Below are 25,067 nucleotides of genomic sequence, written 5' to 3' on the forward strand. Positions count from 1 at the left end.
CAGTTGCCATGACCGCCGTCCGCCTCACCCCCGAACTCGTCGAGAACCCCGTCGGCGCCTACGCCGGCCTGCGCACCCGCCCCGGCCTCGGCCACGTCCTCCTGCCGGGCCTCGACACCCCCGTACGGCTGGTCACCCGCCACGAGGACGTGCGGGCCGCGCTGAGCGAGCCGCGCCTGATCCGGGACCGGTCGACGATCGCCGGCTCCGACATGCCGGATCCGCAGGCCGAGTTGCTGGCCCAGGGACTCGACGGCCTCCCGCCCGAGTACGCCCGGTACCTCTCCGGTCACCTGGCCCTGTTCGACGGAGACGAGCACACCCGCCGCCGGAGCCCCCTCACCCGCGCCTTCACCGCCCGCCGGGTGGCCGCACTGCGCCCCTTCGTGGAGAAGACGGCACGGGAGCTGATCGAGGCCCTCGCCGGACGCGAACAGGCCGACCTGCTCGGTGAGTTCGCCTATCCGTTGAGCACGGCCGTGATCTGTTCCCTGGTCGGGGTGGACGCGGCCGCCCAGGACAAGGTGTGCGGCTGGATCCGGGACTTCGCGTACGGCGACGGCAGTCGCGTCCTCGAAGGGCTCGGCGGTGTCGTGGAGTACACGAAGGACCTGGTCACCCGGCGCCGAGCAGAACCGGCCGACGACCTGGTGTCGGCGCTGCTGGCCGACGGCGGCATGACCGACGACGAGATCGTCTCCGTCTTCTTCCTGCTGATCAACACGGGCATCACCCCGCCCGCCCTGTTCCTCGCCCACGCCGTCCTCGCCCTGCTGGACCACCCGGACCAACTGGAACGGCTGCGCACCGAGCCGGAGCTGCTCGACCGCGCGGTCCCCGAACTGCTGCGGTACGTGACGCTGGTGCGCATGGGCGCCACGCTGTACGCCACCGAGGACTTCGTGTTCGCCGGCACGCCCCTGTCGAAGGGTGAGGCGGTGACGGTGGCGCTGTTCGCCGCGGACCACGACCCGGCCGCGTACGACGCCCCCGAACGCCTCGACGTGACCCGGGAGTTCGGCCGCGGCGACGGGCACCTCGCGTTCGGGCACGGCCCGCACTACTGCATCGGCGCGGCGCTCGGCCGGCTGGTGACGGGCGTCGTCTTCGAGCAGCTTCTGGTACGGCGCCCCACGGCACCGGAGTTGGCCGTGGAGCGCGTCGGCCTCCGCTTCGGGCACTGGCCCGGCGACGGCTTCCATCTGCTGGGCCTGCCGGTCAGGCTGTGAGCCGGCCCCGCACCAGAGCGAGCGCGGCCTCGCGCAGCCCGTGGTCGTCCAGGGCGGCGTACGCGGACAGCGCGTCCTCGTACGCCGCCTTGTCGGCGTGCTCGGCGTCCTCGCGGGCGCGGGCCGAGGACATCGTGGGCTGGAAGCTGCGCAGATACCGGAACCGCTCGGCGAGCGCGATCAGCCGAACGCCGCCCTCGTCCCCCTTGGCCAGATCGGCCGTGCCGAGCGCGAGCAGCAGCGCGCCGCACAGCGGGAAGTAGGCCGGCTGGACGGCGGGCGAGCGGGTCAGCAGGCTCGTGAGGCGGTCGGGGAAGCCGGCGAGGAGGTGGGCGACGAGGTCCGCCCGGCCGTGCCGGGCGTGTGCGGTCACGGCGACCGACTCCAGCTCCGGCCCCCAGGCCTCCATCACCGATTCTCCCCCGGGTACCGAATGGGCGATGTGCGCCAGCCGGTCCAGGGTCCGGCGCCACAGGCCCAGTCCCGTCTCGATGTCGCCCCGCGCGAGCGCCATCTCGGCACGGGCGCCCAGGTCGGGTGTGAACGGGTCGGACACGGCGCTCTCGCGCTGGTACCGCAGCGCCTCCTCCAGCCAGCGTTCGGCCTCGTCGAGGTCCCCGGCCTGCAGACTGGCCAGCATGATCCCCCAGCGCAGCCCGATCGAGTCGGTCCACTCGCCGTATTCCCGAAGGGCTTCGAGCGCGGCCTTCATGGGCCCGATCGACTCCGCGCCGCGTTCCATCTGCAGGCACAGTTCGGCGAAGCGGGCCCGCGGCCAGATCCGGAGCACCGGGATGTCCTGTTCCCTGACCGCGTCGAGCATCCGGCGGGCGGCCACGAGGGCCCGGTCGGGCTGTCTCTCGTGCTCCCACACATAGCTGGCGGCACCGTTGGCGATGCCCGCGAGCAGCGGCTCGTCGCTGGCGCACAACGCGTGGAGCGTGCCGCGGCCGCCGGGCGCGAGTATCTCCGGCAGGGCGCTGAGCACCGTCGCCACGGCGCGGACCAGGGTGTCCGGCGGGGCGGGCGGCAGGCGGCGCAGCGTCACGAGGGTGCGCGGTGCGCCGGGGCCGAGGCCGAGGAAGGCGTTGGCGGTCAGCAGGGCGGTGGCGGTGCGGGCCGGTTCGACGTACTCGGGGCCCGGCCGGTAGTGGGAGAGCAGCGGCGCGGTGTCCGCCATGAGGGCGATGAGCCGGGCGTAGTTGGTACTGGCCTCGGTGGACCACAGGCTCCCCAGCACGGCCGTGACCGCGGCGACGGTGTCCGCGTCCGCGAGGCCGAGCGCCGGCCGCAGGGCGTGCACGAGGTTGTCCTGCTCGGCGCGGATCAGATGCCAGGACGCGAAGGGGTCGGTCCCGAAGGGCGCGTCGTGGTGGGCGGCCCCGAAGTCCCGTGCCCAGCGCAGGAATCGCTCGGTGACCGCCTCGTCCTCGCCGGCCCGCTCCCGATGGACGGCCGCGAACTCCCGTACGGTCTCCAGCATCCGGAAGCGGGTGCCGTGCGGGGTGTCGGTCACCCTGAGCAGGGACTGGTCGACGAGGTCCTCGAGGATCTCCAAGGCGTCGGGGTCGTCGAGGAGTTGTTCCGCTGTCTCGGCGGTGAAGCCGGCCGGGAAGACCGACAGGGCGCGCAGGGCGGCCTGCCCCGGCTCCTCCAGGAGGTTCCAGCTCCAGTCGACGACGGCGTGCAGGGTGCGGTGGCGGTGCGGTGCGTCGCGGGGGCCGCCGCGCAGCAGGGCGAAGCGGTCCTCCAGGCGGCGGGCGATCTCCGGGACCGAGAGCACGCGGACCCGGGCGGCGGCGAGTTCGGTGGCGAGCGGCAGCCCGTCCAGGCGGTGGCAGAGGGCGGCGACGGTGTCGGCGGGCAGGTCGACGTCGGGGCGGGCGGAGCGGGCGCGCTGCTCGAACAGCTCGACGGTGGTGGCGAGGTCGAGCTCGGGGAGGGGGTAGACGGTCTCGGAGGACAGTCCGAGCGGGGCCCGGCTGGTGGTGAGGACGCGCACCTCCCGCGTCCTCGACACGAGTGCCTGGACGAGGTCGGCGACGCCCTGGACGACCTGCTCGCAGTTGTCCAGGACGAGCAGCGCGGGCCCGGAGCCCAGCGCCCCCACGATGCCGGCGATCAGGTCGCCCCCCGCGGCGGGCCGCAGCCCCTCGCCGACGCCCAGTGCGGAGGCGACCTCGGGGGCGACGTCCGCGTCCTGGCGGACACCGGCGAGCGGCACCAGGTGCACGATCCGCTGCTCGGCATCCCGGGCGACGGCGCCGGCGAGCCGTGTCTTGCCGAGGCCGCCGGGGCCGACGACCGAGGTGACGCGGGTGCTGTTCAGCAGCCGCCGCACGGCTGCGACGTCGGCGTCCCGGCCGAGCAGCGGGTTGGGTTCGTGCGGGACGCCGCGCCGGACGGTGGGCGCCTCGCCGCGCAGCAGTTCCTGGTGCAGTTCCTGCAGGGCGGGCCCCGGATCGGTGCCGAGCTCGTCGCGCAGGCGGCGCCGGTAGGTGTCATACGCGGCCAGCGCGGCGGCCGCGCCCGCCGTGGCGGCCTGACAACGCATCAGCTCCAGCAGCAGCTCCTCGTCGAGGGGATGCGCGCTCACCAGCTCGCCGAGCGGCCCCGCAGCCTCCTCCCGGCGCCCCGAACGCGCCAGCGACAGCGCCCGCAGACGTGTCAACGACCGGTGGGTGACGGCGAGTTCGAGCCGCAGCGCCGCCACGGGGTCGTCGTGGTGCCCTTCTTCCGCGGGGCCGCCGTCCCACAGCGCGAGCCCCTCCTCGGTCTCGGCGACAGCGCCGTGATGGTCGCCGGCCCGCGCCTTCTCCGTGGCCGCGGCGGCGTGCAGCTGGAGGGCCCAGGCGTCGACCTGGTCCTCGCGCAGGGCGACGCGGTAGCCGGTGGGTGTGCTGGCGATGACCTCCCCGCCCAGCAGTGAGCGGGCCCGCGAGACCAGGATCTGCAGCGCCTTGGTCGGGTTCTCCGGCTGCTCGTCCGGCCACAGCCCGTCCACGAGCCGCCCCCTGCCGCATCCGGCCCGCGGCTCCCCGGCCAGCAGCGCGAGCAGGGCGCGCAGGCGGGGAGCGGTGATCTCCTTGCCCCGGTGGGACACGGACGTCAGCAGCGTCAACTCGATGGTCACCCGAGCAGGTTAGTCAGAACGGGTGGTCGGGGCGGGGCCGGAACAGGCGCAACCCTTTCGCAACGTTCCCCGTGCTGCCCTTGCTCCCATGTATGAGGAGACCCCGCGCGTCGAACTCACTCCCGCCGCCGCCGACCTGCTGCGCCGTCTGCGCGCGACGCACGGCCCGCTGATGTTCCACCAGTCCGGCGGCTGCTGCGACGGCAGCGCCCCGATGTGCTACCCGGCGGGCGAGTTCCGCACGGGCGACTCGGACGTGCTGCTCGCGGAACTGGACGTCGAGGGGGTGGCGGAGCCGGTGACGTTCTGGATGGCGCGCAGCCAGTACGAGGCGTGGAGCCACACCCGGCTGATCGTCGACGTCGTCGAGGGCCGGGGCAGCGGCTTCTCGCTGGAGGCACCCGAGGGGGTGCGTTTCCTCACCCGTTCGCGGGTCGTCGGCGCCTAGCAACCCTGCAGGTCATCGCCGTCTGGTGCACTTCCCCTGAGCCCTGGGACATTTGACGAGACATCAGGGGGGACCATGACGCGTCGTCAGAAACGGTTCGGAGCAGGCAGAGCGGCGCTCACGCTGCTCACGGCACTCAGCGCGCTGGCCGGTGCGGCCCTGGCGGGGGCGGCCCCGGCCGGCGCCGCGCAGCGGGGCACTGAAATCGCGCCGGGCGTCGTGTACGACGAGTTCGACATCGCGGCGGCGAAGGGCACCGCACATGCCCATCTGCTCACCGTCGACCTGCGCAATCCGCACGTACGTCTCGATCTGCTGTACCCCGGGGCGGTGGCGGCGCGGGCGACCGTCTCGCAGCAGGCCACCGCGCAGGGTGCCGTCGCGGGCGTGAACGGCGACTTCTTCAACATCAGCGAGGCCCAGCACCCGGGCGTGCAGGCGACCGGCGCGAGCGTGGGTCCGGCGATCGCGCGCGGCCGGGCGCTGAAGGCGGCGGTGCCGGACGGTCAGCGTTTCGGTCCGGCGCTGCCGCCCGGCACGAACACCAAGGACGTGCTCGGCGTGGGCGTCGACCGCAGAGCCCGACTGGACGGCCTGCGCCTGGCCGGCTCGATCCGGACACCCGAGAGCCGGCTGCCGCTGCGCGGGCTCAACCAGTACGCGCTGCCGGTGGGCTCCATCGGGGCGTTCACCGCCGCGTGGGGCAGCGCCTCCCGGGTGCGCGCCACGTGCGGCACGGACACCGACCGGGCGGCTCCGTGCAGCACCGACACCTACGAGGTGACGGTCCGCGGGGGCCGGGTCGTATCGATGGCCGACACCCCGGGGAACGGGCCGATCGCGCCGGGCACCACCGTCCTCGTGGGCCGGGAGAAGGGCGCGCAGCAGCTGCGGAAGTTCTTCGCGGGCGAGCCGGTGAAGGTACGGCACCGGCTGGTGGCGTCGGCGTCACGGGTCCCGTACCGCTTCGCCCTCGGCGGCTACCCCGTGCTCGACGACGGTCAGCCGCTGCCCGGCCTCGACGACCGGACCTCGGCCGTGCGCACCGCCGTGGGCGTCGCGAACGGCGGCCGGCGCCTGCTGCTCCTCGCGCTGGACGGCGCACGGGAGTACCGCACCGGGCTGACCATCGCCGAAGTAGCTTCTGTCATGCGGGAGTTGGGATCGGTCGACGCGTTCAGTCTGGACGGCGGCGGTTCGTCGACGCTGGTCGCCCGCGAGCCGGGAGCGGCGAACGTCTCCGTACGCAACCACCCCTCCGACGGCGTGGAACGCCCTGTCCCCAACGGCATCGGAGTCTTCTCGACTCGCTGAGAGCACTCTCCGACGGTCACGGTCTGAGGCTGCTGACGATGTCCGCCGTGGCCGTCAGACCGCTGTTGATGGTCGGCGCCATGCTCGTGCTGGCCAGGTAGAAGCCGAGCAGCAGACACACCAGCGCATGGGTGATCTTCAGTCCGCCGCTGCGTACGAAGATCACCGCCAGAATGAACAGCAGCAGCACCACAGAGATGGAAATGGCCATCGTCAACCTCCTCCGCCACGCCGCCTTGCCCGGTTCACGGCGTTCGGCCGCAAGTGTGGCGTAGCGGAGGGTTGGTCCGGGCGGCTGAGCTGTACTCCGAACGTGTGGTGTCCCGCGCGGCGTGCCGGGCGGTGCGCCTACGCCGTCCGGTGGGCGTCGAGGAAGGCCTCCAGACCGGCGAGGTCGTCGGTGTTGAGGAAGTCGACGTCGGCGGCGAGCAGCTCGCTCCACAGGGCGTCCCGGGCGGGACCGGCCACGTCCGGGGTGGCCCAGAAGCGCACCTTCTGCCCCCGGGAGTGCGCCGCCCGGACGATGCCGTGCAGTTTCTGCCGCTCGGCGTCCGGGAAGGCACCCACGCCGAGCCAGGTGAAGTTGAGCGTCCAGTTGTCGGAGATCAGCGGGATGAAGGAGGCGGGCGCGGCGCTGCCGAGGTCGGCGAGACGGCCGTCGTAGAAGGCCCGGCGGACGGTCTGTGCCTCCATCGGTACCCGGGCGGCCCGGTCACCGGAGATCACGGCGGTGACCGCGCCGGGGAAGACGCGGCCGTGGGCGTAGGTGGTGAACAAGCGCTTGTAGCGCCGCAGGTGGCGGTCGAGTTCGAGGTACGTCGACGAGCCCTCGGTCTTGATGTCGATGAGGAGTTGGACCGGCTTGCGGTGTCCCCGGTAGACGGAGCCGTGGTTCGCCCTGACCCGGGCGGCGAGCGGGTCGAGGTACAGGGACTCCAGGGTGCGGGCGGGATCGAGGTCCTCGGGGTCGTGGGCGACGAGGAGTTGGTCGCCGACCAGGTAGATATCGGCTTCGAGGCTGCCGAAGCGGTGGTCGAGGGCGTCGAGGAGGGGACGCGGGTGCTCGTAGTCGTTGTGGGCGTGGGCCCGCCACAAGGGGCGCGGGCCGTGCTGCTGTCCGCCCGCCGAAGCACGGGTGACGGGCAGGGCGACCGTGCCGGCGAGGGCGGCGCCGAGGGTGGTGAGTGCTCTGCGACGAGTGGTGGGGGCCATGCTCTGCCTCCCTGACAGGGGTGATCGGGGCGTAGGGAACCGCTGCGAGTATGCGTTCGAGAGGCCCCCAAACAGCAGAGCCGGGCACGGAGTTGGCCGGACTGCCGTCCTGCGTTCACTTCGTCCGTCAGGGCGCGCGCGAGGCACACGAAAAGGCCCGCCCCAGGTGGGGCGGGCTTTCCGCGTGGTTGGCTCAGGTGTACGTCAGGGAGCCTGGAGGTCGACGAGTTCGGCCAGCGCGGCACGGTGGCCGCCCGCGGTGCCGTAGGCGATCGAGTCGGCCTTGGCCCGCTTCAGGTACAGATGGATCGGGTGCTCCCAGGTCATCCCGATGCCGGCGTGCAGTTGCAGCGCCTCCTCGGCGGCGTGCACGGCGACGGGCGCCGCGTACGCCTGGGCGACGGCCACCGCCACGTCGACGTCGTCGCCCGTCGCGAGCGCGTCGGCGGCACCCCGGGCGGCCGCGCGCAGGTTGACGACCTCCAGCCACAGCTGGGCGAGCCGGTGCTTGAGGGCCTGGAAGCCGCCGACGGGACGGTTGAACTGCTTGCGGTCCTTCAGATAGCGAACCGTCTCGGTCAACGTCCAGTCGGCGAGCCCGAGTTGCTCGGAGGCGAGCAGACCGGCCCCGGCCCGCAGCCCTCGCCGTACGGCGGGCTCGGCGTCTCCCAGCAGTCGGCCGGCCGCACCGTCCAGCACCACGGTCGCCACCGGCCGGGTCAGGTCCAGGGACACCTGCGGGGTGACGGTCACGGCGTCGGCGTCCACCGCGTACAGCCCACCGTCGTCCGCGGGCACGAGCAGCACATCGGCGACGGCCGCGTCCGCGATCCCGGTCAACTCACCGTGCAGGGCACCGCCTTCATGCCGTACGACCTGGTAGGCGCCGCCGGGGGCGATGTGCAGGGCGACGGCGAGGGCGCCGATGCGCCGACCGGACGCCAGCTCGGCGAGCAGGCCCCCTTCGCCCTCGCAGGCGAGCAGCGCCTCGGTCGCGACGACGGCGCTCGTCAGATACGGCACCGGAGCGACGGCGCGCCCCAACTCCTCCAGCACGACGGCGACTTCGCGGTGCGTGGCACCCTGGCCGCCCTTCTCCTCCGGCACCAGGAGCCCCGCCAGGCCCATGCCGTCGGCGAGCGCCTTCCAGGCCGCCAGGTCGTGCGGGGCGTCGGACTCCGTGCGCGCGATGACGCCGGGCGCGTCGCAGTGGTCGGCGAGCAGGTCCCGTACGGCGGCCCGCAGCGCCTCTTCCTCCTCCGAGTACAGCAGGTCGGGCTGTGTGCGCTGTGTTGGCGGCGTCTTCATCGGGCCAGGTCCTTCCACGCGACGTCCTTGTCGGTGCGCGGCTCGCTGGGCAGGCCCAGAACGCGCTCGGCGACGATGTTCAGCAGGACCTCGCTGGTCCCGCCCTCGATGCTGTTGCCCTTGGAGCGGAGGTAGCGGTAGCCGGCGTCGCGGCCGGTGAAGTCCACCAGTTCGGGTCGGCGCATGGTCCAGTCGTCGTACAACAGGCCCTCCTCGCCGCGCAGTTCGACCTCCAGGCCGCTGATCTCCTGGTTGAGGCGGGCGAAGGCGAGCTTCATGCCGGCACCCTCGGGGCCGGGCTGGCCCGCGACGAGCTGCTGGCGCAGCCGCTCCGCGGTGAGGCGGGAGACCTCGGCGTCCACCCACAGCTTCAGCAGCCGCTGGTGCAGATCGTGGGTGCGCAGCTCGGGCCGTTCACGCCAGGTCTTCGCGACCGGTCCGATCATGCCGCCCTCGCGGGGCAGCCGCATGCCGCCGATGGCGACGCGCTCGTTGTTCAGCGTGGTCTGCGCGACCCGCCAGCCGTCGCCGACCTCACCGAGGCGACGCGAGTCCGGGATGCGGACGTCGGTCAGGAACACCTCGTTGAACTCGGCCTCGCCGGTGATCTGACGCAGCGGCCGGACCTCGACTCCGGGGTCGGTCATGTCGCAGAGGAAGTAGGTGATGCCCGCGTGCTTGGGCACGTCCGGGTCGGTGCGGGCGATGAGGATGGCCCAGCGGGAGTTGTGCGCGCCGGACGTCCACACCTTCTGCCCGTTGACGACCCACTCGTCGCCCTCACGGGCGGCCCGGGTGCCGAGCGCGGCGAGGTCGGAGCCGGCGCCGGGCTCGCTGAACAGCTGGCACCAGACCTCCTCCCCCACCCACAGCGGCCGCAGATAGCGCTGCTTCTGCTCCTCGGTGCCGTACTTGAGGATCGTCGGGGCGGCCATGCCGAGCCCGATGCCATTGCGGCGCGAGTCGTTGTCGGGGGCTCCGGCGGCCTCCAGCTCGGCGTCCACGACGGCCTGGAGGGAGCGCGGGACACCCAGTCCGCCGAGGCCCTCCGGGTAGTGCACCCACGCCAGGCCCGCGTCGAAGCGGGCGCGGAGGAACTCCAGGCGGTCGGTCGTGGCCGGCGGATGGTCGGCCAGCAACCGGGCCGTACGGCGGCGCAGTTCGGCGGCGTCGATCATGCCGCTCCTCCTTCGGTGAGTCCCGGGATCACCGCGACGCGTCCCGTGGTGACGCCGTCGGCGACCCGCTGCACGGCGGCCGCGGCCGCGCCCAGCGGTACGCGCTCGCTCACCAGCGGCTTGATGGCGCCGCGGGCGGCCAGCTCGGTGAGCTGCTCGTGGCAGTGCTGGATCAGCTTCGGGTTCTTGGTGTTGTACAGGCCCCAGTGCAGGCCGAGGATCGAGTAGTTCTTCACCAGGGCGTGGTTGAGCCCCGGGCTGGGGATCGTGCCGCTCGCGAAGCCGACGACCACGATCCGCCCCTCGAAGGCGACGACCTTGGTGGACTGGGCGTAGGCCTCACCACCGACGGGGTCGTAGATGACGTCGGCGCCACGGCCGCCGGTTGCCTCTTTCACGGCGGCGATGACGTTCTCGCCGCGCCGGTCGACGACGACGTCGCAGCCCAGCTCCCGCGCGACGGCCGCCTTCTCGGCGCCGCCGACGACACCGATGACGGTGGCGCCGGCGGCCTTCCCGAGCTGCACGGCCGCGCTGCCGACCCCTCCTGCGGCAGCGTGGACGAGCAGGGTCTCCCCGGCCTCCAGCCCGGCCCGGCGGTGCAGGCCGAACCAGCCGGTCTGGTAGCCGATGTGCAGGGCGGCGGCCTCCGCGTCGTCCAGCGCCTCGGGCGCGGGCAGGACGGCGGCGGCGTCCGCGACGGCGTACTCGGCGAAACCGCCGTACGGCAGCGCGGGGTTGGCGATCACGCGGCGCCCGTCCTCGGTCTCGCCGCAGATCTCCACGCCCGGCGTGAACGGCAGCGGCGGCCTGACCTGGTACTGCCCCCGGCACAGCAGCGCGTCCGGGAAGTTGATGTTCGCGGCACGCACCTTCAGCAGGACCTGGCCGTCACCGGGCGTGGGCGTCTCGACGTCCTCGAGGCGCATCACCTCGCTCGGCTCGCCGTTCTCGTGCACTTGCCATGCCTGCATGCGGGGCCTCCACGGGGGACTGCTTCGTCTGACCGGGGTCGGTTCGCATACTAAGCGGTCGCTTGCTGATCAGGGAACAGGTGGCCGCGGAACAGTGCGGAACAGTAGCGAGCGTCACGACCGCCGGGGCTTCGCCCGTACGTGCATCCGCTCCCCCTGCGGCCCGAACAGACTCAGGAACTCCGCCGGCCCCTCACCCGTCGACCCGAACCAGTGCGGCACCCGCGTGTCGAACTCCGCCGCCTCCCCCGCCGTGAGCACCACGTCATGCTCGCCCAGCACGACCCGCAGCCGCCCGGACAGCACGTACAGCCACTCGTAGCCCTCATGGGTGCGGGGCTCGGGCTCTTCCCTGCGCTCCGGTACCAGCACCTTGAAGGCCTGGAGGCCGCCGGGCTGGCGGGTGAGCGGCCAGTAGGTGCGCCCGTGCCGTTCGAGGGGCTTGGCCCGCACCCGCGGGTCGCCCACCGGGGGCGTGCCGACCAGCTCGTCCAGCGGCACCTGGTGGGCCTGCGCGATCGGCAGCAGCAACTCCAGGCTGGGCTTGCGCAGCCCGGACTCCAGCCGGGACAGGGTGCTCACGGAAATCCCGGTCGTCTCGGACAGCGCCGCGAGGGTCACCTCCCGGTCCTTGCGCAGCCTCCTGAGCCGTGGCCCCACTTCGGCGAGAACGTCGTCGGTACTCATGGCCTTATTGCAGAATCGGCAAAGATGTTTGTCAATCCCGCGCCTCCGGGGCGACCGTCGTCGTGGAGGTGGTCACCATGACCGAGAAGCACACCGATCAGTACGAGGTCGTAGTCGTCGGGGGCGGCGCGGCCGGCCTGTCCGCCGCGCTCGTCCTGGGCCGCGCCCGGCGCCGCACCCTGGTCGTCGACGCCGGCGAGCCACGCAACGCGCCCGCCGCCCATATGCAGGGCTATCTGTCCCGGGACGGCATGCCGCCCGCCGAGTTCCTGGCCGCCGGGCGCGAGGAGATCGCGCGGTACGGCGTCGAGCTGGTCCGGGACCGGGTGGTGGACGTCGAGCGCGGCGAGGGCTTCGCGGTCGCGCTGGCCGGCGGACGGCACGTGCACGCCCGACGGCTCGTCATCGCCACCGGCCTCAAGGACGAGCTGCCGGACGTCCCCGGCGTCGCCGAGCGCTTCGGCAAGGACGTGCTGCACTGCCCGTACTGCCACGGCTGGGAGGTCCGCGACCAGGCCTTCGGCGTGCTGGCGAGCACTCCGATGAGCGTGCACCAGGCGCTCATGGTGTCGCAGTGGTCGAAGGACGTGACGTTCTTCCTGCACGAGGTCGCCGACGAGGAGTTGTCGGACGACGATCTGCGCAGGCTCGCGGCGGCCGGGGTGAAGGTGGTGCCGGGCGAGGTGGCGGAGCTGGTGATCGACGGGGACCGGCTCACCGGCGTGCGACTGGCCGATGGCACGGTGCACACGCGCGAGGTCGTGTTCACCGCGCCCCGGGCGGTCCCGCAGACCGGGCTGCTGGAGAGACTCGGCGCCGAAATGCAGGAGACCCCCTTCGGCTCGTACCCGGTGGTCGACGCGACCGGACTCACCTCCATACCGGGCGTCTGGGCGGTCGGCAACGCGATGGGCTTCTCGGAGCAGGTCATCAACGCGGCGGCGGGTGGCTACCGGGCGGGGGCCTTCATCAACGGGGAGCTCCTCTTCGCGGACCTCGACGCGTGAGCGAACCCAGCCTGCGGGCAGTCGTGCCGCTGGGGCGGCACGGGTGGGCGCAGGCGGCACCCCGCTAGCGCCGGGCTGCGCGACCCACCCGCCCCCGACCCCCACGTAGCCCAGGGTGTAAACCGGCGGAGCCCGTTGCACCATGGGCTGCATGCTGCTGACCCGGCTGACCCAGGTGTCCCAGGAGGTCGCCGCGACCTCGGCCCGGTCCCGGAAGATCGCTCTGCTGGCGGAGCTCTTCCGGGACGCCGAGGCGGACGACGTGCCGATCGTCATCCCGTATCTGGCGGGACGGCTGCCGCAGGGGCGGCTCGGCATCGGCTGGAAGGTGCTCAGCCGCCCGGTCGCCCCGGCCGCCGAACCGTCCCTCACCGTGCGCGAGGTGGACGCGCGGCTCACCGAACTCGGCAAGGTGTCCGGCACCGGTTCGCAGGCCGAACGGGCCCGGCTGGTGGGCGAGTTGATGGGTACGGCCACGGAGGGCGAGCAGCGTTTCCTGCTCGGGCTGATCACCGGCGAGGTGCGGCAGGGGGCGCTGGACGCCGTGGCGGTGGAGGGCCTGGCCCAGGCGACCGAGGCACCGCCGGCGGACGTGCGGCGGGCGGTGATGCTCGCCGGGTCGCTCCAGACGGTGGCCCAGGCCCTGCTCTCCGAGGGCCCCGCCGCCCTCGCCCGCTTCCGGCTCACCGTCGGCCGCCCGGTCCTGCCGATGCTGGCGCACACCGCCTCCGCGGTGGCCGAGGCGGTCGACAAACTCGGCGCCTGCGCGGTCGAGGAGAAGCTGGACGGCATACGGGTGCAGGTCCACCGCGACGGCGACACGGTGCGGATCTACACCCGCACCCTCGACGACATCACCGACCGCCTCCCCGAACTCACGGCCGCCGCACTGGAGTTGAGGGGCGAGCGCTTCATCCTGGACGGCGAGGTCATCGCTTTCGACGACGCGGGCCGCCCCCGCTCCTTCCAGGAGACCGCGGGCCGCGTCGGCTCCCGGGTGGACGTGGCGACAGCGGCGAAGGAGGTCCCCGTCTCGCCCGTCTTCTTCGACGCCCTGTCGGTCGACGACCACGACCTGCTCGACCTGCCGTTCACCGAGCGGCACGCGGAACTGGCCCGGCTGGTCCCGGAGCCGATGCGGGTGCGCCGCACGCTAGTGTCCGGCCCCGAGGACCTCGCGCAGGCCGAGGACTTCCTCACCGAGACCCTGAGCCGCGGCCACGAGGGCGTGGTCGTCAAGGCCCTCAACGCCCCCTACAGCGCGGGCCGGCGCGGCGCCTCCTGGCTGAAGGTCAAGCCCGTCCACACCCTCGACCTGGTGGTGCTGGCCGCCGAATGGGGCCACGGCCGCAGGACCGGCAAGCTCTCCAACCTCCACCTCGGGGCCCGCACGGCGGACGGCGGTTTCGCCATGCTCGGCAAGACCTTCAAAGGCATGACCGACGTGATGCTGACCTGGCAGACCGAGCGGCTGGAGGAGCTGGCCGTCGAGCACAAGGGATGGGGCGTGACCGTACGCCCGGAACTCGTCGTCGAGATCGCCTACGACGGTCTGCAGCGCTCCACCCGCTACCCGGCCGGCGTCACCCTCCGCTTCGCGCGCGTGGTCCGCTACCGCGAGGACAAGCGGCCGGAGGAGGCCGACACGGTCGAGACCCTGCTCGCCGCCCACCCCGAGGTGAAGCCGTGACAGCGGGAGTGAAGCCGTGACGTCGTCCCGCGGAAAGCACAGCGCCGGCCTGCTCCTGTTCCGCCGCACCGATGACGGCCTGGAGGTGTTGCTCGGCCATATGGGCGGCCCGTTCTTCGCCAAGCGCGACGCCGGGGCGTGGACGGTCCCGAAGGGCGAGTACGACCCCGACGAGCCCGCCTGGGAAGCGGCTCGCCGCGAGTTCCGGGAGGAGCTGGGGCTGGCGCCGCCCGACGGGGAGGCCGTACCGCTCGGCGAGGTCAGACAGGCGGGCGGCAAGGTCGTCACGGTGTGGGCGGTGGAGGCCGACCTCGACCCGGCGACGGTCGTCCCCGGCACGTTCGTGATGGAGTGGCCGCCGCGCTCGGGGCGGACGCGGGAGTTCCCGGAGCTGGACCGGGTGGAGTGGCTGGGCGTCGACCGGGCGCGCGAGGTGATCGTCAAGGCCCAGGCCACGTTTCTCGACCGGCTGGCGGAGCACTCGGCCTGAGCGGCCGTACACGCGTTGCGGTACCCACCGCCGCGCGCGAAGGTCGAAGCATCAGCCCGCTCCCAGGAGGTCGGTCATGCCCATCGCAACGGTGAACCCGGCGAACGGCGAGACGCTCAAGACGTACGAGGCCATGAGTGCCGAGGAGATCGAGCGCAGGCTCCAGCTCGCCGAGGCCACGTTCCGCACGTACCGGATGACGAGCTTCGTCGACCGCGGGCGCCTGCTGGTCCAGGCCGCGAACCTCCTGGAAGCCGACCAGCAGGACATCGCCCGGGTGATGACCACCGAGATGGGCAAGCCCATCAAGCAGGCGCGCGCGGAGGTCGCCAAGTGCGCCAAGGCGATGCGCTGGTACGCCGACCACGCCGAGGACCTGCTCGCCGACGAGGAGCCGGCCGAGTCCGACGTCAAGGACTCGGGTGCCTCGCGGGTGCGGGTGCGCTATCGCCCGCTGGGCCCGGTACTCGCGGTGATGCCGTGGAACTTCCCCCTGTGGCAGGTGATCCGCTTCGCCGCCCCCGCGCTGATGGCGGGCAACGTCGGCCTCCTCAAGCACGCCTCGAACGTCCCCCAGACCGCCCTCTACCTGGAGGACCTGTTCCACCGGGCGGGCTACACGGAGGGCTGCTTCCAGACCCTGCTCATCAGCTCCGGACAGGTCGACGAGATCCTGCGCGACGACCGCGTGAAGGCGGCCACGCTGACCGGCAGCGAGCCCGCCGGCCGCGCGGTCGCCGCCACCGCCGGGGAGATGATCAAGAAGACGGTGCTGGAACTGGGCGGCAGCGACCCGTACGTCGTCATGCCGTCGGCCGACCTCGACCGGGCCGCGCAGACCGCGGTGACCGCGCGCGTGCAGAACACCGGGCAGTCGTGCATCGCCGCCAAGCGGTTCATCGTGCACCGGGAAGTCTACGACGCCTTCGCCGAACGGTTCGTCGAGGGCATGAAGGCGCTGGTGGTCGGCGACCCGATGCGGGAGGAGACGGAGGTCGGCCCGCTGTCGACCGAGCAGGGGCGAGCCGATCTGGCGGAACTCGTCGACGACGCCCGGCGCAGCGGAGCGGCCGTGCTGTGCGGCGGTCACCAGCTCCGCCGGCCCGAACTACCGGGCTGGTACTACGCGCCCACCGTCCTCGCCGACATCACCCGTGAGATGCGGATCCACCGGGAGGAGGCGTTCGGCCCGGTCGCCACGCTGTACCGGGCGGGCGACCTCGACGAGGCGGTGCTGATCGCCAACGACTCGCCCTTCGGGCTGAGTTCGAACGTCTGGACGCGCGACGAGGCCGAGGTCGACCGGTTCGTACGCGATCTGGAAGCCGGGAGCGTGTACGTCAACGGGATGACGGCGTCCCATCCGGCGTTCCCGTTCGGCGGCGTGAAGCGGTCCGGCTTCGGGCGTGAGCTGTCCGGGCACGGAATCCGCGAGTTCTGCAACATCACTACCGTTTGGCACGGTGCGTGAACGCTGCGGAGCTACGATCCCGAGTGTGAACCGCGAAGTTACTCTGCCGCTGATCGTCGATGCCCACGGGACCTTGCAGGTGGCTGCCGCCGATGTGAGCAAGCTGCTGCGCACCGTGGGCGGGCGATGGCTGCACCTCGTCGAGGCCGGGGAGGACGGACTCGACGAGGACACGGTGGCTGCGCTGACCATCGAGCTGGCGAAGCTCGCGGATCGTATCGACGTGGCCTGCATCGCGCACAGCAGCGGGGGTACGCCGTAGGGCAACGGTTCGGTGACGCGCCCAAGGGGCGCGGGGAACTGCGCGACCAGCCACGGACCAGCCGCAGACCGCATCGCGCAGCAACCACTACGGCGCTACCGAATCGACATCCCCGACAACGTACGGGCGATCACGAGCCGCTGGATCTCACTTGTCCCCTCGAAGATCGTGTAGATCGCGGCGTCACGGTGCATCCGCTCCACCGGGTACTCCCGCGTGTAACCGTTGCCCCCGAGGATCTGTATCGCCTGCGCCGTGACCTTCTTCGCCGTCTCACTCGCGAACAGCTTCGACATCGACCCCTCGGCCGCGGTGAACGGCTTCCCGTTGATCGCCATCCAGGACGCACGCCACACCAGCAGCCGCGCGGCATCGATCTGCGTCCGCATCTCGGCCAACTGGAAGGCCACACCCTGGTTGTCGATGATCGGCCGCCCGAACTGCTCACGCGTCATCGCGTAGTCGAGGGCGACTTCGTACGCGGCACGGGCCGTGCCGACGGCCATCGCACCCACGGCCGGCCGCGAAGCCTCAAAGGTGGCCATCGCCGCGTTCTTCACGCGCTCACCGCCCGCCTTGGCCCGCTCACGGGCCCGCGCCAGCCGCTCGTCCAGCTTCTCCTTGCCGCCCAGCAGGCAGGAGCCCGGCACCCGCACGTCGTCCAGGATGACCTCGGCGGTGTGCGAGGCACGGATGCCGTGCTTCTTGAACTTCTGGCCCTGGGCAAGACCCGGCGTGTTCGGCGGGATGATGAAGGACGCGTGCCCCTTGGAGCCCAGCTCCGGGTCGACGACCGCGACGACCACGTGGACATTGGCGATACCGCCGTTGGTCGCCCAGGTCTTCGTGCCGTTGATCACCCACTCGTCCTTGGCCTCGTCGTACACGGCACGCGTCCGCATCGAGGCCACATCCGACCCGGCGTCGGGCTCGGAGGAGCAGAACGCGGCCAGCTTGACATCGTTGGCGTCGCCGTACATCTGGGGCACCCAGGTGCCGATCTGCTCCTCGGTGCCGTTGGCCAGGACGCCGACGGCGGCGAGGCCGGTGCCGACGATCGACAGGGCGATGCCCGCGTCACCCCAGAAGAGCTCCTCCATCGCCATGGGGATGCCGAGACCGGTGGAGTCGAAGTACTGCTGGGCGTAGAAGTCGAGCGAGTAGATGCCGACCTTCGCGGCCTCCTGGATGACCGGCCAGGGAGTCTCCTCACGCTCGTCCCATTCGGCGGCCGCGGGGCGGATCACATCGGCGGCGAAGCCGTGCAGCCAGTCCCGGACCTCCTTCTGTTCGTCGTTGAGCTCCATGGTGAACTCGGCCATGTCCCCTCCAGCGGCGTACGTGCATGCTTTGATGCTTGTTACTTGCGGTAACGCTAGTTTGTTACCCGCGAGTAGTAAAAGTCAACCTCTGATGACCGATCGGCAGCCCGTTCGATGATGGAGGCAGGCTGAGTGTTAGTTTGCGCAGGCGTCACCGATACAGGGGGAGAGCTCATGGACACCACACAGCGGACCGAACAGCAGCGGTCGGCCGACCGCCGTCGGCGCGAGCTGCTGGAGGCCGCCGACCGGGTGGTGCTGCGCGACGGCCCACAGGCCTCGATGAACGCGATCGCGGCGGAGGCGGGCATTACGAAGCCGATTCTGTATCGGCACTTCGGGGACAAGGGCGGACTTTACGCGGCGTTGGCCAAGCGCCACACGGACGCGCTGCTGGACTCACTGAGGGCGGCGTTGGACGCCCCGGCGGACCGGCGGGAGCGGGTCGAGGCCACGCTCGACACCTACCTCGCGGCGATCGAGGCGCGGCCTCAGGTGTACCGGTTCCTGATGCATCCGGCGGAGGGCGGCCAGCCGGGCGACCCGGGCTTCGACGTCGGCAAGCACAGTGCGCCGTTGCTCCGCAGGATGGGCGAGGAGCTGGCCACCGTCATCGAGGAGCGGTTGGATCTCGGGCCCGGGAGTCAGCAGCTGGCTCGGGTGTGGGGGCATGGGATCGTCGGGATGATGCATGCCGCCGGGGACTGGTGGTTGGGGGAACGGCCTTGTTCGCGTGCGGAGTTGGTGCGCAGTCTGGCTGACCTGTTGTGGGGTCGGCTGGCTGCGGCTGGGGACAAGATGGGCGGTCCGGGGTTCTGACGGTCGCCTTCCGGGTGCGGCTGAGTGGGGGCTGGTCACGCCCACGCGGCGGAGCCGCATGTTGATACAGCCCCGCGCCCCTAGGTGAGCGTCCCCGGCCTGCGCCAAGAGGCTCGGGCCACTTGGCGCATCAAGCGTCTGTGGCGCCAACCCGTCACGCGGTCCGCGTACACCGTGCCCTCCACGTGGTCGCACTCGTGCTGGAGGCAGCGGGCGAAGAACCCCGTGCCATGGATCGTCACCGGCTCTCCCGTCATCGTGAAGCCCTCCACCACCGCGTGGTCGTACCGCTCCGTGCCCGCCTCCAGCCCCGGCAAAGACAGGCAACCCTCCGGACCCCGGATCACCACCCCGTCCGTCTCCACCAGGCGCGGGTTCACCACGTGTCCCAGGTGTCGTACGTCCTCGTCGTCCGGGCAGTCGTATACGAAGACCCGCAGCGACTCCCCCACCTGGTTCGCGGCGAGGCCCACGCCCTGCGCCGCGTACATCGTCGCGAACAAGTCCTCCACCAGCGTCCCCAATTCGGGGCCGAAGTCGGTGACCTCCTCACAGGGCGCGTGCAGCACCGGGTCGCCGAGCAGGCTGAGGGGACGGACGCGCCCGTGCGCGCCCGGAATGGAGGCGTTTCGCATGGCCGCAAGGGTACGGCGATTCGGGAGTGCGAATGGATCTCGATAGGCTGACCACCACCACGTTGCCGTAGGGCAGAAGCGCGGCGCGTACGCAAGGAGGATCGAGAACTGATGGCAGGCAACTCGGACCCGCTCACGCCGCGGGCCAAGCTCGCCGTGACCGCGGGCAAGGCGGTCGCGGCGGCATCGCGTGCTGCGGGACGCGGCAGCGGTTCGGTGATCGGCGGCCGGGTGGCGCTCAAGCTCGACCCCGACCTGCTCGCGCGGCTCGCGCAGAACCTGGACGTGGTCCTGGTGTCGGCGACCAACGGCAAGACGACGACCACCCGGCTCATCGCCGAGGCGCTGCGGGCCGCCGGGCCCGTCGTGTCCAACGCGCTCGGCGCCAACATGCCGGCCGGTATCACCTCGGCGCTCGCGGGCAGCTCGGACGCGCGCTACGGCGTCATCGAGGTCGACGAGAAGTACCTCGCCGGGGTCGCCCGGGACACCGACCCCAAGTGCATCGCGCTGCTCAACCTCTCCCGCGACCAGCTGGACCGCGCCGCCGAGACCCGCATGCTCGCGGAGAACTGGCGCGAGGGGCTGTCGGGTTCGAAGGCCGTGGTCGTCGCCAACGCCGACGACCCGCTCGTCGTATGGGCGGCCTCGTCGTCCCCGAATGTGATCTGGGTCGCCGCCGGGCAGATGTGGAAGGACGACGCCTGGTCGTGCCCGTCCTGCGGTGGTGTGATGCAGCGGCCGGGAGACGACTGGTTCTGCGGCGAGTGCGGGTTCCGGCGGCCCACGCCGAGCTGGGCGCTCTCCGGTGACCATGTCCTCGACCCGCACGGCTCCGCCTGGCCCATTCACCTTCAGCTGCCCGGGCGCGCCAACAAGGCCAACGCGGCGTCGTCGGCTGCCGTGGCCGCCGTGTTCGGGGTGCCGCCGCAGGTCGCCCTGGAGCGGATGTACCAGGTGCAGGCCGTGGCGGGGCGCTACGACGTCGTCCAGTTCCAGGAACGGGATCTGCGGCTGCTGCTCGCCAAGAACCCGGCCGGCTGGCTCGAGACGTTCTCCCTCATCGACCCGCCGCCGACCCCGGTGATCCTCTCGGTGAACGCGCGCGGCGCCGACGGCACCGACACCTCCTGGCTGTGGGACGTCGACTACACGCGGCTGACCGGGCACCCGATCTGTGTCATCGGCGACCGCAAGCTCGACCTCGCGGTGCGTCTGGAGGTCGCGAACCAGCAGTTCCAGGTGTGCGACAACCTCGACCAGGCCGTGCAGATGAGCCCACACGGCCGGATCGAGGTCATCGCCAACTACACCGCGTTCCAGGACCTGCGCCGCCGCGTCGGCAACTGAGCCAAGAGACTTCAGGGGACTTAAGTGAGCGACAACCAACTGCGGGTCGTCTGGATCTACCCGGACCTGCTCAGCACCTACGGCGACCAGGGCAACGTCCTTGTCGTGGAGCGCCGGGCCCGGCAGCGCGGCCTCGACGTGGCCCGCCTCGACGTGCGCAGCGACCAGCCGATCCCGACCTCCGGCGACATCTACCTGATCGGCGGCGGTGAGGACCGTCCGCAGCGGCTGGCGTCCGAGCGGCTGCGCCGGGACGGCGGCCTGCAGCGGGCCGTCGAGAACGGCGCCATCGTGTTCTCCGTCTGCGCCGGTTACCAGATCCTCGGGCACGAGTTCATCAACGACCTCGGTCAGCGTGAGCCCGGCCTCGGGCTGATCGACGTCGTGTCGGTGCGGGGTGAGGGCGAGCGGTGTGTCGGTGACGTGCTCGCCGACATCGACCCGCGGCTCGGCCTGCCCCCGCTGACCGGCTTCGAGAACCACCAGGGCGTCACCCACCTCGGCCCGACCGCCCGCCCCTTCGCCCAGGTCCGCCTGGGCAAGGGCAACGGCACCGGTGACGGCACGGAGGGGGCGTACAACGACACCGTCTTCGGTACGTACATGCACGGTCCGGTGCTGGCGCGGAACCCGCTGATCGCCGATCTGCTGCTGAAGCTGGCGCTCGATGTGAACGCGCTGCCGCCGACCGACGACCGCTGGTACGACGCGCTGCGGAGCGAGCGCATCGCGGCCGCGCAGCAGCCTGCGTGACCTGCCTTCCAGCCCCTGGAAAGCAGCCCGTCTGACGGCCCGTCCGCACAGGTGAGCGGGGTCGTCCAGCAGGCGGACGCGTGCTTCGGCCCCGCCCCCTGATGCCGCTAGGGTGGCGGGGATTCGAGCCGGACAGCGTGGTCCGGTCCCGGCCCACGTGGAGAAGGTTTTTCGGGCTATGCGCATTGGTGTCCTCACGTCCGGCGGCGACTGCCCCGGCCTGAACGCCGTCATCCGGTCCGTCGTGCACCGCGCCGTCGTGGACCACGGCGACGAGGTCATCGGCTTCCGGGACGGCTGGAAGGGCCTCCTGGAGTGCGACTACCTCAAGCTCGACCTCGACGCGGTGGGCGGCATCCTCGCCCGCGGCGGCACGATCCTCGGTTCCTCCCGGGTCCAGCCCTCGCATCTGCGGGACGGTGTGGAGCGGGCCAAGGGCCATGTCGAGGAGCTCGGCCTCGACGCGATCATCCCGATCGGCGGCGAGGGCACGCTGAAGGCGGCCCGGCTGATGTCGGACAGCGGTCTGCCCGTGGTGGGTGTGCCGAAGACCATCGACAACGACATCGCGGTCACGGACGTCACCTTCGGTTTCGACACGGCCGTCGGTGTGGCCACCGAGGCCCTGGACCGGCTCAAGACCACCGCCGAGTCCCACCAGCGGGTGCTGGTCGTCGAGGTCATGGGGCGGCACACCGGCTGGATCGCGCTGCACTCCGGCATGGCGGCCGGCGCGCACGCCATCGTCGTACCGGAACGCCCCTTCGACATCGAGGAGTTGGCGCAGCGGGTCGGCGAGCGGTTCGAGGCGGGCAAGCGCTTCGCGATCGTCGTGGCGGCCGAGGGCGCCAAGCCGCGGCCCGGCTCCATGGAGTTCGACGAGGGCGGCAAGGACATCTACGGGCACGAGCGGTTCGCCGGGATCGCGCGCCAGCTGTCGATCGAGCTGGAGCACCGGCTCGGCAAGGAGGCGCGGCCGGTGATCCTCGGGCATGTGCAGCGTGGCGGTACGCCCACCGCGTACGACCGGGTGCTGGCGACTCGGTTCGGGTGGCATGCGGTGGAGGCCGTGCACCGGGGCGAGTTCGGTCACATGACCGCGCTGCGGGGGACGGACATCGTGATGGTGCCGCTCGCGGAGGCCGTGGAGACGCTGAAGACGGTTCCCGTGGAGCGGTACGAAGAGGCCGAGTGCGTCCTCTAGATCAGGTCTAGATCACGTCGTACGGAACTGAGTCGTACAGAACTCAAGTGTCTGCCCCCGGCCGCGGCTGCGGCCGGGGGCAGTTCTAGTCTGTGTGCGGACAGACTTGCACAACCCCCACGAATCAGGAGCCGCCGGAATGGATCACAGCGGGCACGGCATGATGATGGATCTGCCGCCGTTCACGCTGGGGCGGGGTCTTCAGTGGTCGGCCGACCCGTTCTTCCTCGTCGCCTGCCTGGTGGGGCTCGCGCTGTATGCGTGGGGTGTGGTGCGGCTGCGGCGGCGTGGCGACTCGTGGTCCGTCGCGCGGACCGTCTCGTACGTCGCCGGGGTGCTGACCATCATGCTCGTCATGTGCACCGGTCTGAACGACTACGGCATGGTCATGTTCAGCGTGCACATGGTGCAGCACATGGTGATCAGCATGCTGTCGCCGATCCTGATCCTGCTCGGCGCCCCGGTCACGCTCGCACTGCGGGCGCTGCCGCCGGCGGCGCGGGGGCGCAAGGGGCCACGGGAGTTGTTGCTGGCCCTTCTGCACAGCCGGTACATGCGGATCATCACCCATCCGGCGTTCACGATTCCGCTGTTCATCGCCAGCCTCTACGCGCTGTACTTCACCCCGCTCTTCGATTTCCTGATGGGCTCCAAGACGGGGCACATCGCGATGATGGTGCACTTCCTCGCCGTGGGCGTGGTGTTCTTCTGGCCGATCATCGGCGTGGATCCCGGTCCGCACCGGCCGGGGTATCTGATGCGGATGCTGGAGCTGTTCGCGGGTATGCCGTTCCACGCGTTCTTCGGTATCGCGTTGATGATGGCGTCGGAGCCGATGGTCGAGACGTTCAAGAACCCGCCCGCCTCGCTCGGCATCGAAGCGCTCTCCGACCAGAACGCGGCCGGTGGCATCGCCTGGGCATTCAGTGAGATTCCGTCCGTGCTGGTGCTGATCGCACTGCTGTTCCAGTGGTACGGCTCGGAGCAGCGGCAGGCCAGGCGCAAGGACCGGGCCGCCGACCGGGACGGGGACAAGGAACTCGAGGCGTACAACGCCTATTTGGCCTCATTGAACGCACGCGGAAACTGAGGAAACCGAAAGGCGTCGCCTTTCAGTAGCATGAAGCGCGTCGGGGGAACCGCCGGGGGGAGCGGTAATGGCGCTTCGCGTTTTCGTGCACAGGGCCGGGAAATCGGGGATTCGGAAGATCACCGTCCTGTCCGTCATCGTCATGGTGCTCAGTCCGATGCTCAGCGGGTGCGATCGGGACGCACCGTGGGCAGCGGTGAGGGCGGTGGCCTCGGGCGTTCCGTCGCTCGCGCCGTTCTTCGACGAGAGCCAGGGGCTGGGGCGAGACCAGCAGGTCAGGGCGCGGACGGCGCACGGCGGCCTGCAGCAGGGGGACACTCCTGGTCTGTACGGGGGTTCCAAGCAACCGACGATCTGTGACGTCGTACGGCTCAAACGGTTCCTCACCGATCCCGCCAACGAGCGGAAGGCGCAGGCGTGGGCAGTGGCGCTCTCGCTCACCACCGACCGGATTCCGGATTATCTGGATCGCCTCACGCCGGTACTCCTGCGTCACGACACTCTCGTGAAGAACCACGACTACAAAAAGGGCAAGGCCGTCCCCTTCAACGCACTTCTTCAGACGGGAATCGCGATTCTCGTCGATACGGAAGGGCTTCCCGCCGTGAAGTGTTCGTGCGGAAATCCGCTGCGGCCCTTCGAGGGTGACACGACCCGGATAAAGGTCGAATTCGACGACCGCAACGAGGAGTGGAAGGGGTACGAAAAGGCGTCCGTGGTGGCCGTGCGGCCCGCCGGGCGGGAAGTGGAGCGGCTCGCTCTCGTCGACGTCCATGAACCGGACCGGGGCATCGACCGCCCCGTCGGCACCACGGGCGAGGACGACACCGCGTTCGACACGCGGGCGCGGCGCTCGGTGCCCGACCTCACCGGGAAGACGTTCGGGCAGGCCAGTCGGCACCTGGTCGGCGAGGGGCTCGCGGTCGCCTACGGCGGCGGGGGGCTGCCGCCGGACGACGCCCGGGTCACGGCGTCGGACCCCCCGGCCGGGACCGAGCTGCGGTTCGGGGAGTACGTGATGGTGAGCGTTGCCGGGGGCAGCGCTTCCGGTGATTCGTCCGGTGTGACGTCCACGCCTCCGGGCTCGGGGCCGACGCCGCAGCCGACGAAGGATCCGACCTCGACACCGCCGCCGTCGCCGCCGCCGTCCTCCCCGTCCTCCCCGTCCTCCCCGTCCTCCCCGTCCTCCCCATCCTCGCCGTCCACCTCGACGCCGCCGCCCTCGTCCTCCGCTCCGCCCTCCTCGAATCCTCCGCCCACCTCCGCCCCGCCCCCGCCCCCCAAGGACCCCACGTCCAGCTCGCCACCCGCGTCCGATACGCCCGTGACCAGCCCACCACCGCAGACCACGAGCTCGCCCCCGACCAGCGCCCCGGTCACCAGCAGCGTCCCGCCGCCCGAGACGAGCGTGCCCGCCACGACCGATCCGGCGACCGGCGCCCCGTCCACGGGCGAGCCCGCCTCGCCCACGAACGCATAGCAACCGCACGC

The 25,067-nt window shown here is 71.5% G+C and carries 23 protein-coding genes; 14 read left to right on the forward strand and 9 right to left on the reverse strand.

Features of this window, described 5'->3' with window-relative positions:
- Positions 1 to 8: 8 nt before the first annotated feature.
- Entirely contained in the window at positions 9 to 1,229 is a 1,221-nt protein-coding gene (locus ACIREI_RS31845) for a cytochrome P450 (RefSeq protein ID WP_403340118.1), read from the forward strand.
- Here ACIREI_RS31845 and ACIREI_RS31850 read toward each other — a convergent pair.
- The gene (locus tag ACIREI_RS31850; RefSeq protein WP_403340120.1) at positions 1,219 to 4,362 is read right to left on the reverse strand and encodes an ATP-binding protein; all 3,144 of its coding nucleotides are present in this window, start codon (positions 4,360 to 4,362) and stop codon (positions 1,219 to 1,221) included. The two genes, ACIREI_RS31845 and ACIREI_RS31850, sit on opposite strands and share 11 nt — an antisense overlap.
- 88 nt (positions 4,363 to 4,450) lie before the next feature.
- Between ACIREI_RS31850 and ACIREI_RS31855 the strand changes: the two genes are divergently transcribed.
- Together ACIREI_RS31855 and ACIREI_RS31860 are read left to right on the forward strand one after the other, a co-directional pair.
- Positions 4,451 to 4,810 (forward strand): DUF779 domain-containing protein, encoded by a 360-nt coding sequence (locus ACIREI_RS31855; RefSeq protein ID WP_403340123.1) that lies wholly within the window; start codon positions 4,451 to 4,453, stop codon positions 4,808 to 4,810.
- A 75-nt stretch (positions 4,811 to 4,885) separates the two neighbouring features.
- Entirely contained in the window at positions 4,886 to 6,124 is a 1,239-nt protein-coding gene (locus ACIREI_RS31860) for a phosphodiester glycosidase family protein (RefSeq protein WP_403340126.1), read from the forward strand.
- A gap of 16 nt (positions 6,125 to 6,140) precedes the next feature.
- On the opposite strand, the gene ACIREI_RS31865 is transcribed toward ACIREI_RS31860, so the two are convergent.
- The 6 genes from ACIREI_RS31865 to ACIREI_RS31890 all read right to left on the reverse strand — a co-directional run bounded on the left by ACIREI_RS31865 (position 6,141) and on the right by ACIREI_RS31890 (position 11,483).
- Complete coding sequence (locus ACIREI_RS31865; RefSeq protein WP_128430433.1) at positions 6,141 to 6,335, reverse strand: hypothetical protein; 195 nt, start codon at positions 6,333 to 6,335, stop codon at positions 6,141 to 6,143.
- 137 nt (positions 6,336 to 6,472) lie between these two features.
- On the reverse strand, positions 6,473 to 7,336 hold the full coding sequence (locus tag ACIREI_RS31870) for a phosphatidylinositol-specific phospholipase C/glycerophosphodiester phosphodiesterase family protein (protein WP_403340129.1): 864 nt from the start codon (positions 7,334 to 7,336) through the stop codon (positions 6,473 to 6,475).
- Positions 7,337 to 7,540: 204 nt separating this feature from the next.
- On the reverse strand, positions 7,541 to 8,644 hold the full coding sequence (locus ACIREI_RS31875) for an acyl-CoA dehydrogenase family protein (RefSeq protein WP_403340132.1): 1,104 nt from the start codon (positions 8,642 to 8,644) through the stop codon (positions 7,541 to 7,543).
- Positions 8,641 to 9,822, reverse strand: a complete 1,182-nt coding sequence (locus ACIREI_RS31880) for an acyl-CoA dehydrogenase family protein (protein ID WP_403340135.1) — start codon at positions 9,820 to 9,822, stop codon at positions 8,641 to 8,643. The genes ACIREI_RS31875 and ACIREI_RS31880 overlap by 4 nt, the downstream gene beginning before the upstream one ends.
- Complete coding sequence (locus ACIREI_RS31885; RefSeq protein ID WP_403340138.1) at positions 9,819 to 10,796, reverse strand: NADPH:quinone oxidoreductase family protein; 978 nt, start codon at positions 10,794 to 10,796, stop codon at positions 9,819 to 9,821. Before ACIREI_RS31885 ends, ACIREI_RS31880 begins: the two co-directional genes overlap by 4 nt.
- 114 nt (positions 10,797 to 10,910) lie before the next feature.
- Positions 10,911 to 11,483 (reverse strand): helix-turn-helix domain-containing protein, encoded by a 573-nt coding sequence (locus tag ACIREI_RS31890; RefSeq protein ID WP_302002624.1) that lies wholly within the window; start codon positions 11,481 to 11,483, stop codon positions 10,911 to 10,913.
- Positions 11,484 to 11,560: 77 nt separating this feature from the next.
- Here ACIREI_RS31890 and ACIREI_RS31895 point away from each other — a divergent pair, with 77 nt between their 5' ends.
- The 5 genes from ACIREI_RS31895 to ACIREI_RS31915 all read left to right on the forward strand — a co-directional run bounded on the left by ACIREI_RS31895 (position 11,561) and on the right by ACIREI_RS31915 (position 16,403).
- A complete protein-coding gene (locus ACIREI_RS31895) occupies positions 11,561 to 12,490 on the forward strand; it encodes an NAD(P)/FAD-dependent oxidoreductase (protein WP_403340140.1) in 930 nt (309 codons plus the stop codon).
- A 151-nt stretch (positions 12,491 to 12,641) separates the two neighbouring features.
- Complete coding sequence (locus ACIREI_RS31900; RefSeq protein WP_403340143.1) at positions 12,642 to 14,180, forward strand: ATP-dependent DNA ligase; 1,539 nt, start codon at positions 12,642 to 12,644, stop codon at positions 14,178 to 14,180.
- Between the two features lie 16 nt (positions 14,181 to 14,196).
- Positions 14,197 to 14,670 (forward strand): NUDIX domain-containing protein, encoded by a 474-nt coding sequence (locus tag ACIREI_RS31905; RefSeq protein WP_403340146.1) that lies wholly within the window; start codon positions 14,197 to 14,199, stop codon positions 14,668 to 14,670.
- A 76-nt stretch (positions 14,671 to 14,746) separates the two neighbouring features.
- Positions 14,747 to 16,141 carry an NADP-dependent succinic semialdehyde dehydrogenase gene (locus ACIREI_RS31910; RefSeq protein ID WP_403340148.1) on the forward strand — a complete coding sequence of 465 codons (1,395 nt, stop codon included), beginning with the start codon at positions 14,747 to 14,749 and terminating at the stop codon, positions 16,139 to 16,141.
- Between the two features lie 25 nt (positions 16,142 to 16,166).
- Positions 16,167 to 16,403, forward strand: coding sequence for a DUF6213 family protein (locus tag ACIREI_RS31915; RefSeq protein ID WP_403340150.1), 237 nt, complete (start codon positions 16,167 to 16,169; stop codon positions 16,401 to 16,403).
- A 95-nt stretch (positions 16,404 to 16,498) separates the two neighbouring features.
- Here ACIREI_RS31915 and ACIREI_RS31920 read toward each other — a convergent pair whose 3' ends face one another.
- Complete coding sequence (locus ACIREI_RS31920; protein WP_403340153.1) at positions 16,499 to 17,725, reverse strand: acyl-CoA dehydrogenase family protein; 1,227 nt, start codon at positions 17,723 to 17,725, stop codon at positions 16,499 to 16,501.
- Positions 17,726 to 17,899: 174 nt separating this feature from the next.
- Between ACIREI_RS31920 and ACIREI_RS31925 the strand changes: the two genes are divergently transcribed.
- A complete protein-coding gene (locus ACIREI_RS31925) occupies positions 17,900 to 18,544 on the forward strand; it encodes a TetR family transcriptional regulator (protein WP_302002618.1) in 645 nt (214 codons plus the stop codon).
- 80 nt (positions 18,545 to 18,624) lie between these two features.
- On the opposite strand, the gene def is transcribed toward ACIREI_RS31925, so the two are convergent.
- Entirely contained in the window at positions 18,625 to 19,179 is a 555-nt protein-coding gene (def, locus tag ACIREI_RS31930) for a peptide deformylase (protein WP_403340157.1), read from the reverse strand.
- A gap of 111 nt (positions 19,180 to 19,290) precedes the next feature.
- Here def and ACIREI_RS31935 point away from each other — a divergent pair, with 111 nt between their 5' ends.
- From ACIREI_RS31935 to ACIREI_RS31955, 5 genes are all read left to right on the forward strand, one after another.
- Positions 19,291 to 20,529, forward strand: coding sequence for a MurT ligase domain-containing protein (locus ACIREI_RS31935; RefSeq protein ID WP_403340160.1), 1,239 nt, complete (start codon positions 19,291 to 19,293; stop codon positions 20,527 to 20,529).
- 24 nt (positions 20,530 to 20,553) lie between these two features.
- Positions 20,554 to 21,282: a type 1 glutamine amidotransferase gene (locus ACIREI_RS31940; protein WP_403340163.1), complete on the forward strand. Its 729-nt coding sequence runs from the start codon at positions 20,554 to 20,556 to the stop codon at positions 21,280 to 21,282.
- A 178-nt stretch (positions 21,283 to 21,460) separates the two neighbouring features.
- Complete coding sequence (locus ACIREI_RS31945) at positions 21,461 to 22,486, forward strand: 6-phosphofructokinase (RefSeq protein WP_403340165.1); 1,026 nt, start codon at positions 21,461 to 21,463, stop codon at positions 22,484 to 22,486.
- 139 nt (positions 22,487 to 22,625) lie between these two features.
- Positions 22,626 to 23,576 (forward strand): cytochrome c oxidase assembly protein, encoded by a 951-nt coding sequence (locus tag ACIREI_RS31950; protein ID WP_403340168.1) that lies wholly within the window; start codon positions 22,626 to 22,628, stop codon positions 23,574 to 23,576.
- A gap of 67 nt (positions 23,577 to 23,643) precedes the next feature.
- Positions 23,644 to 25,056, forward strand: coding sequence for a DUF6777 domain-containing protein (locus tag ACIREI_RS31955; protein ID WP_403340171.1), 1,413 nt, complete (start codon positions 23,644 to 23,646; stop codon positions 25,054 to 25,056).
- Positions 25,057 to 25,067: the final 11 nt, after the last annotated feature.

The sequence above is a fragment of the Streptomyces sp. NPDC093591 genome, assembly GCF_044764885.1.
Lineage (GTDB): Bacteria > Actinomycetota > Actinomycetes > Streptomycetales > Streptomycetaceae > Streptomyces.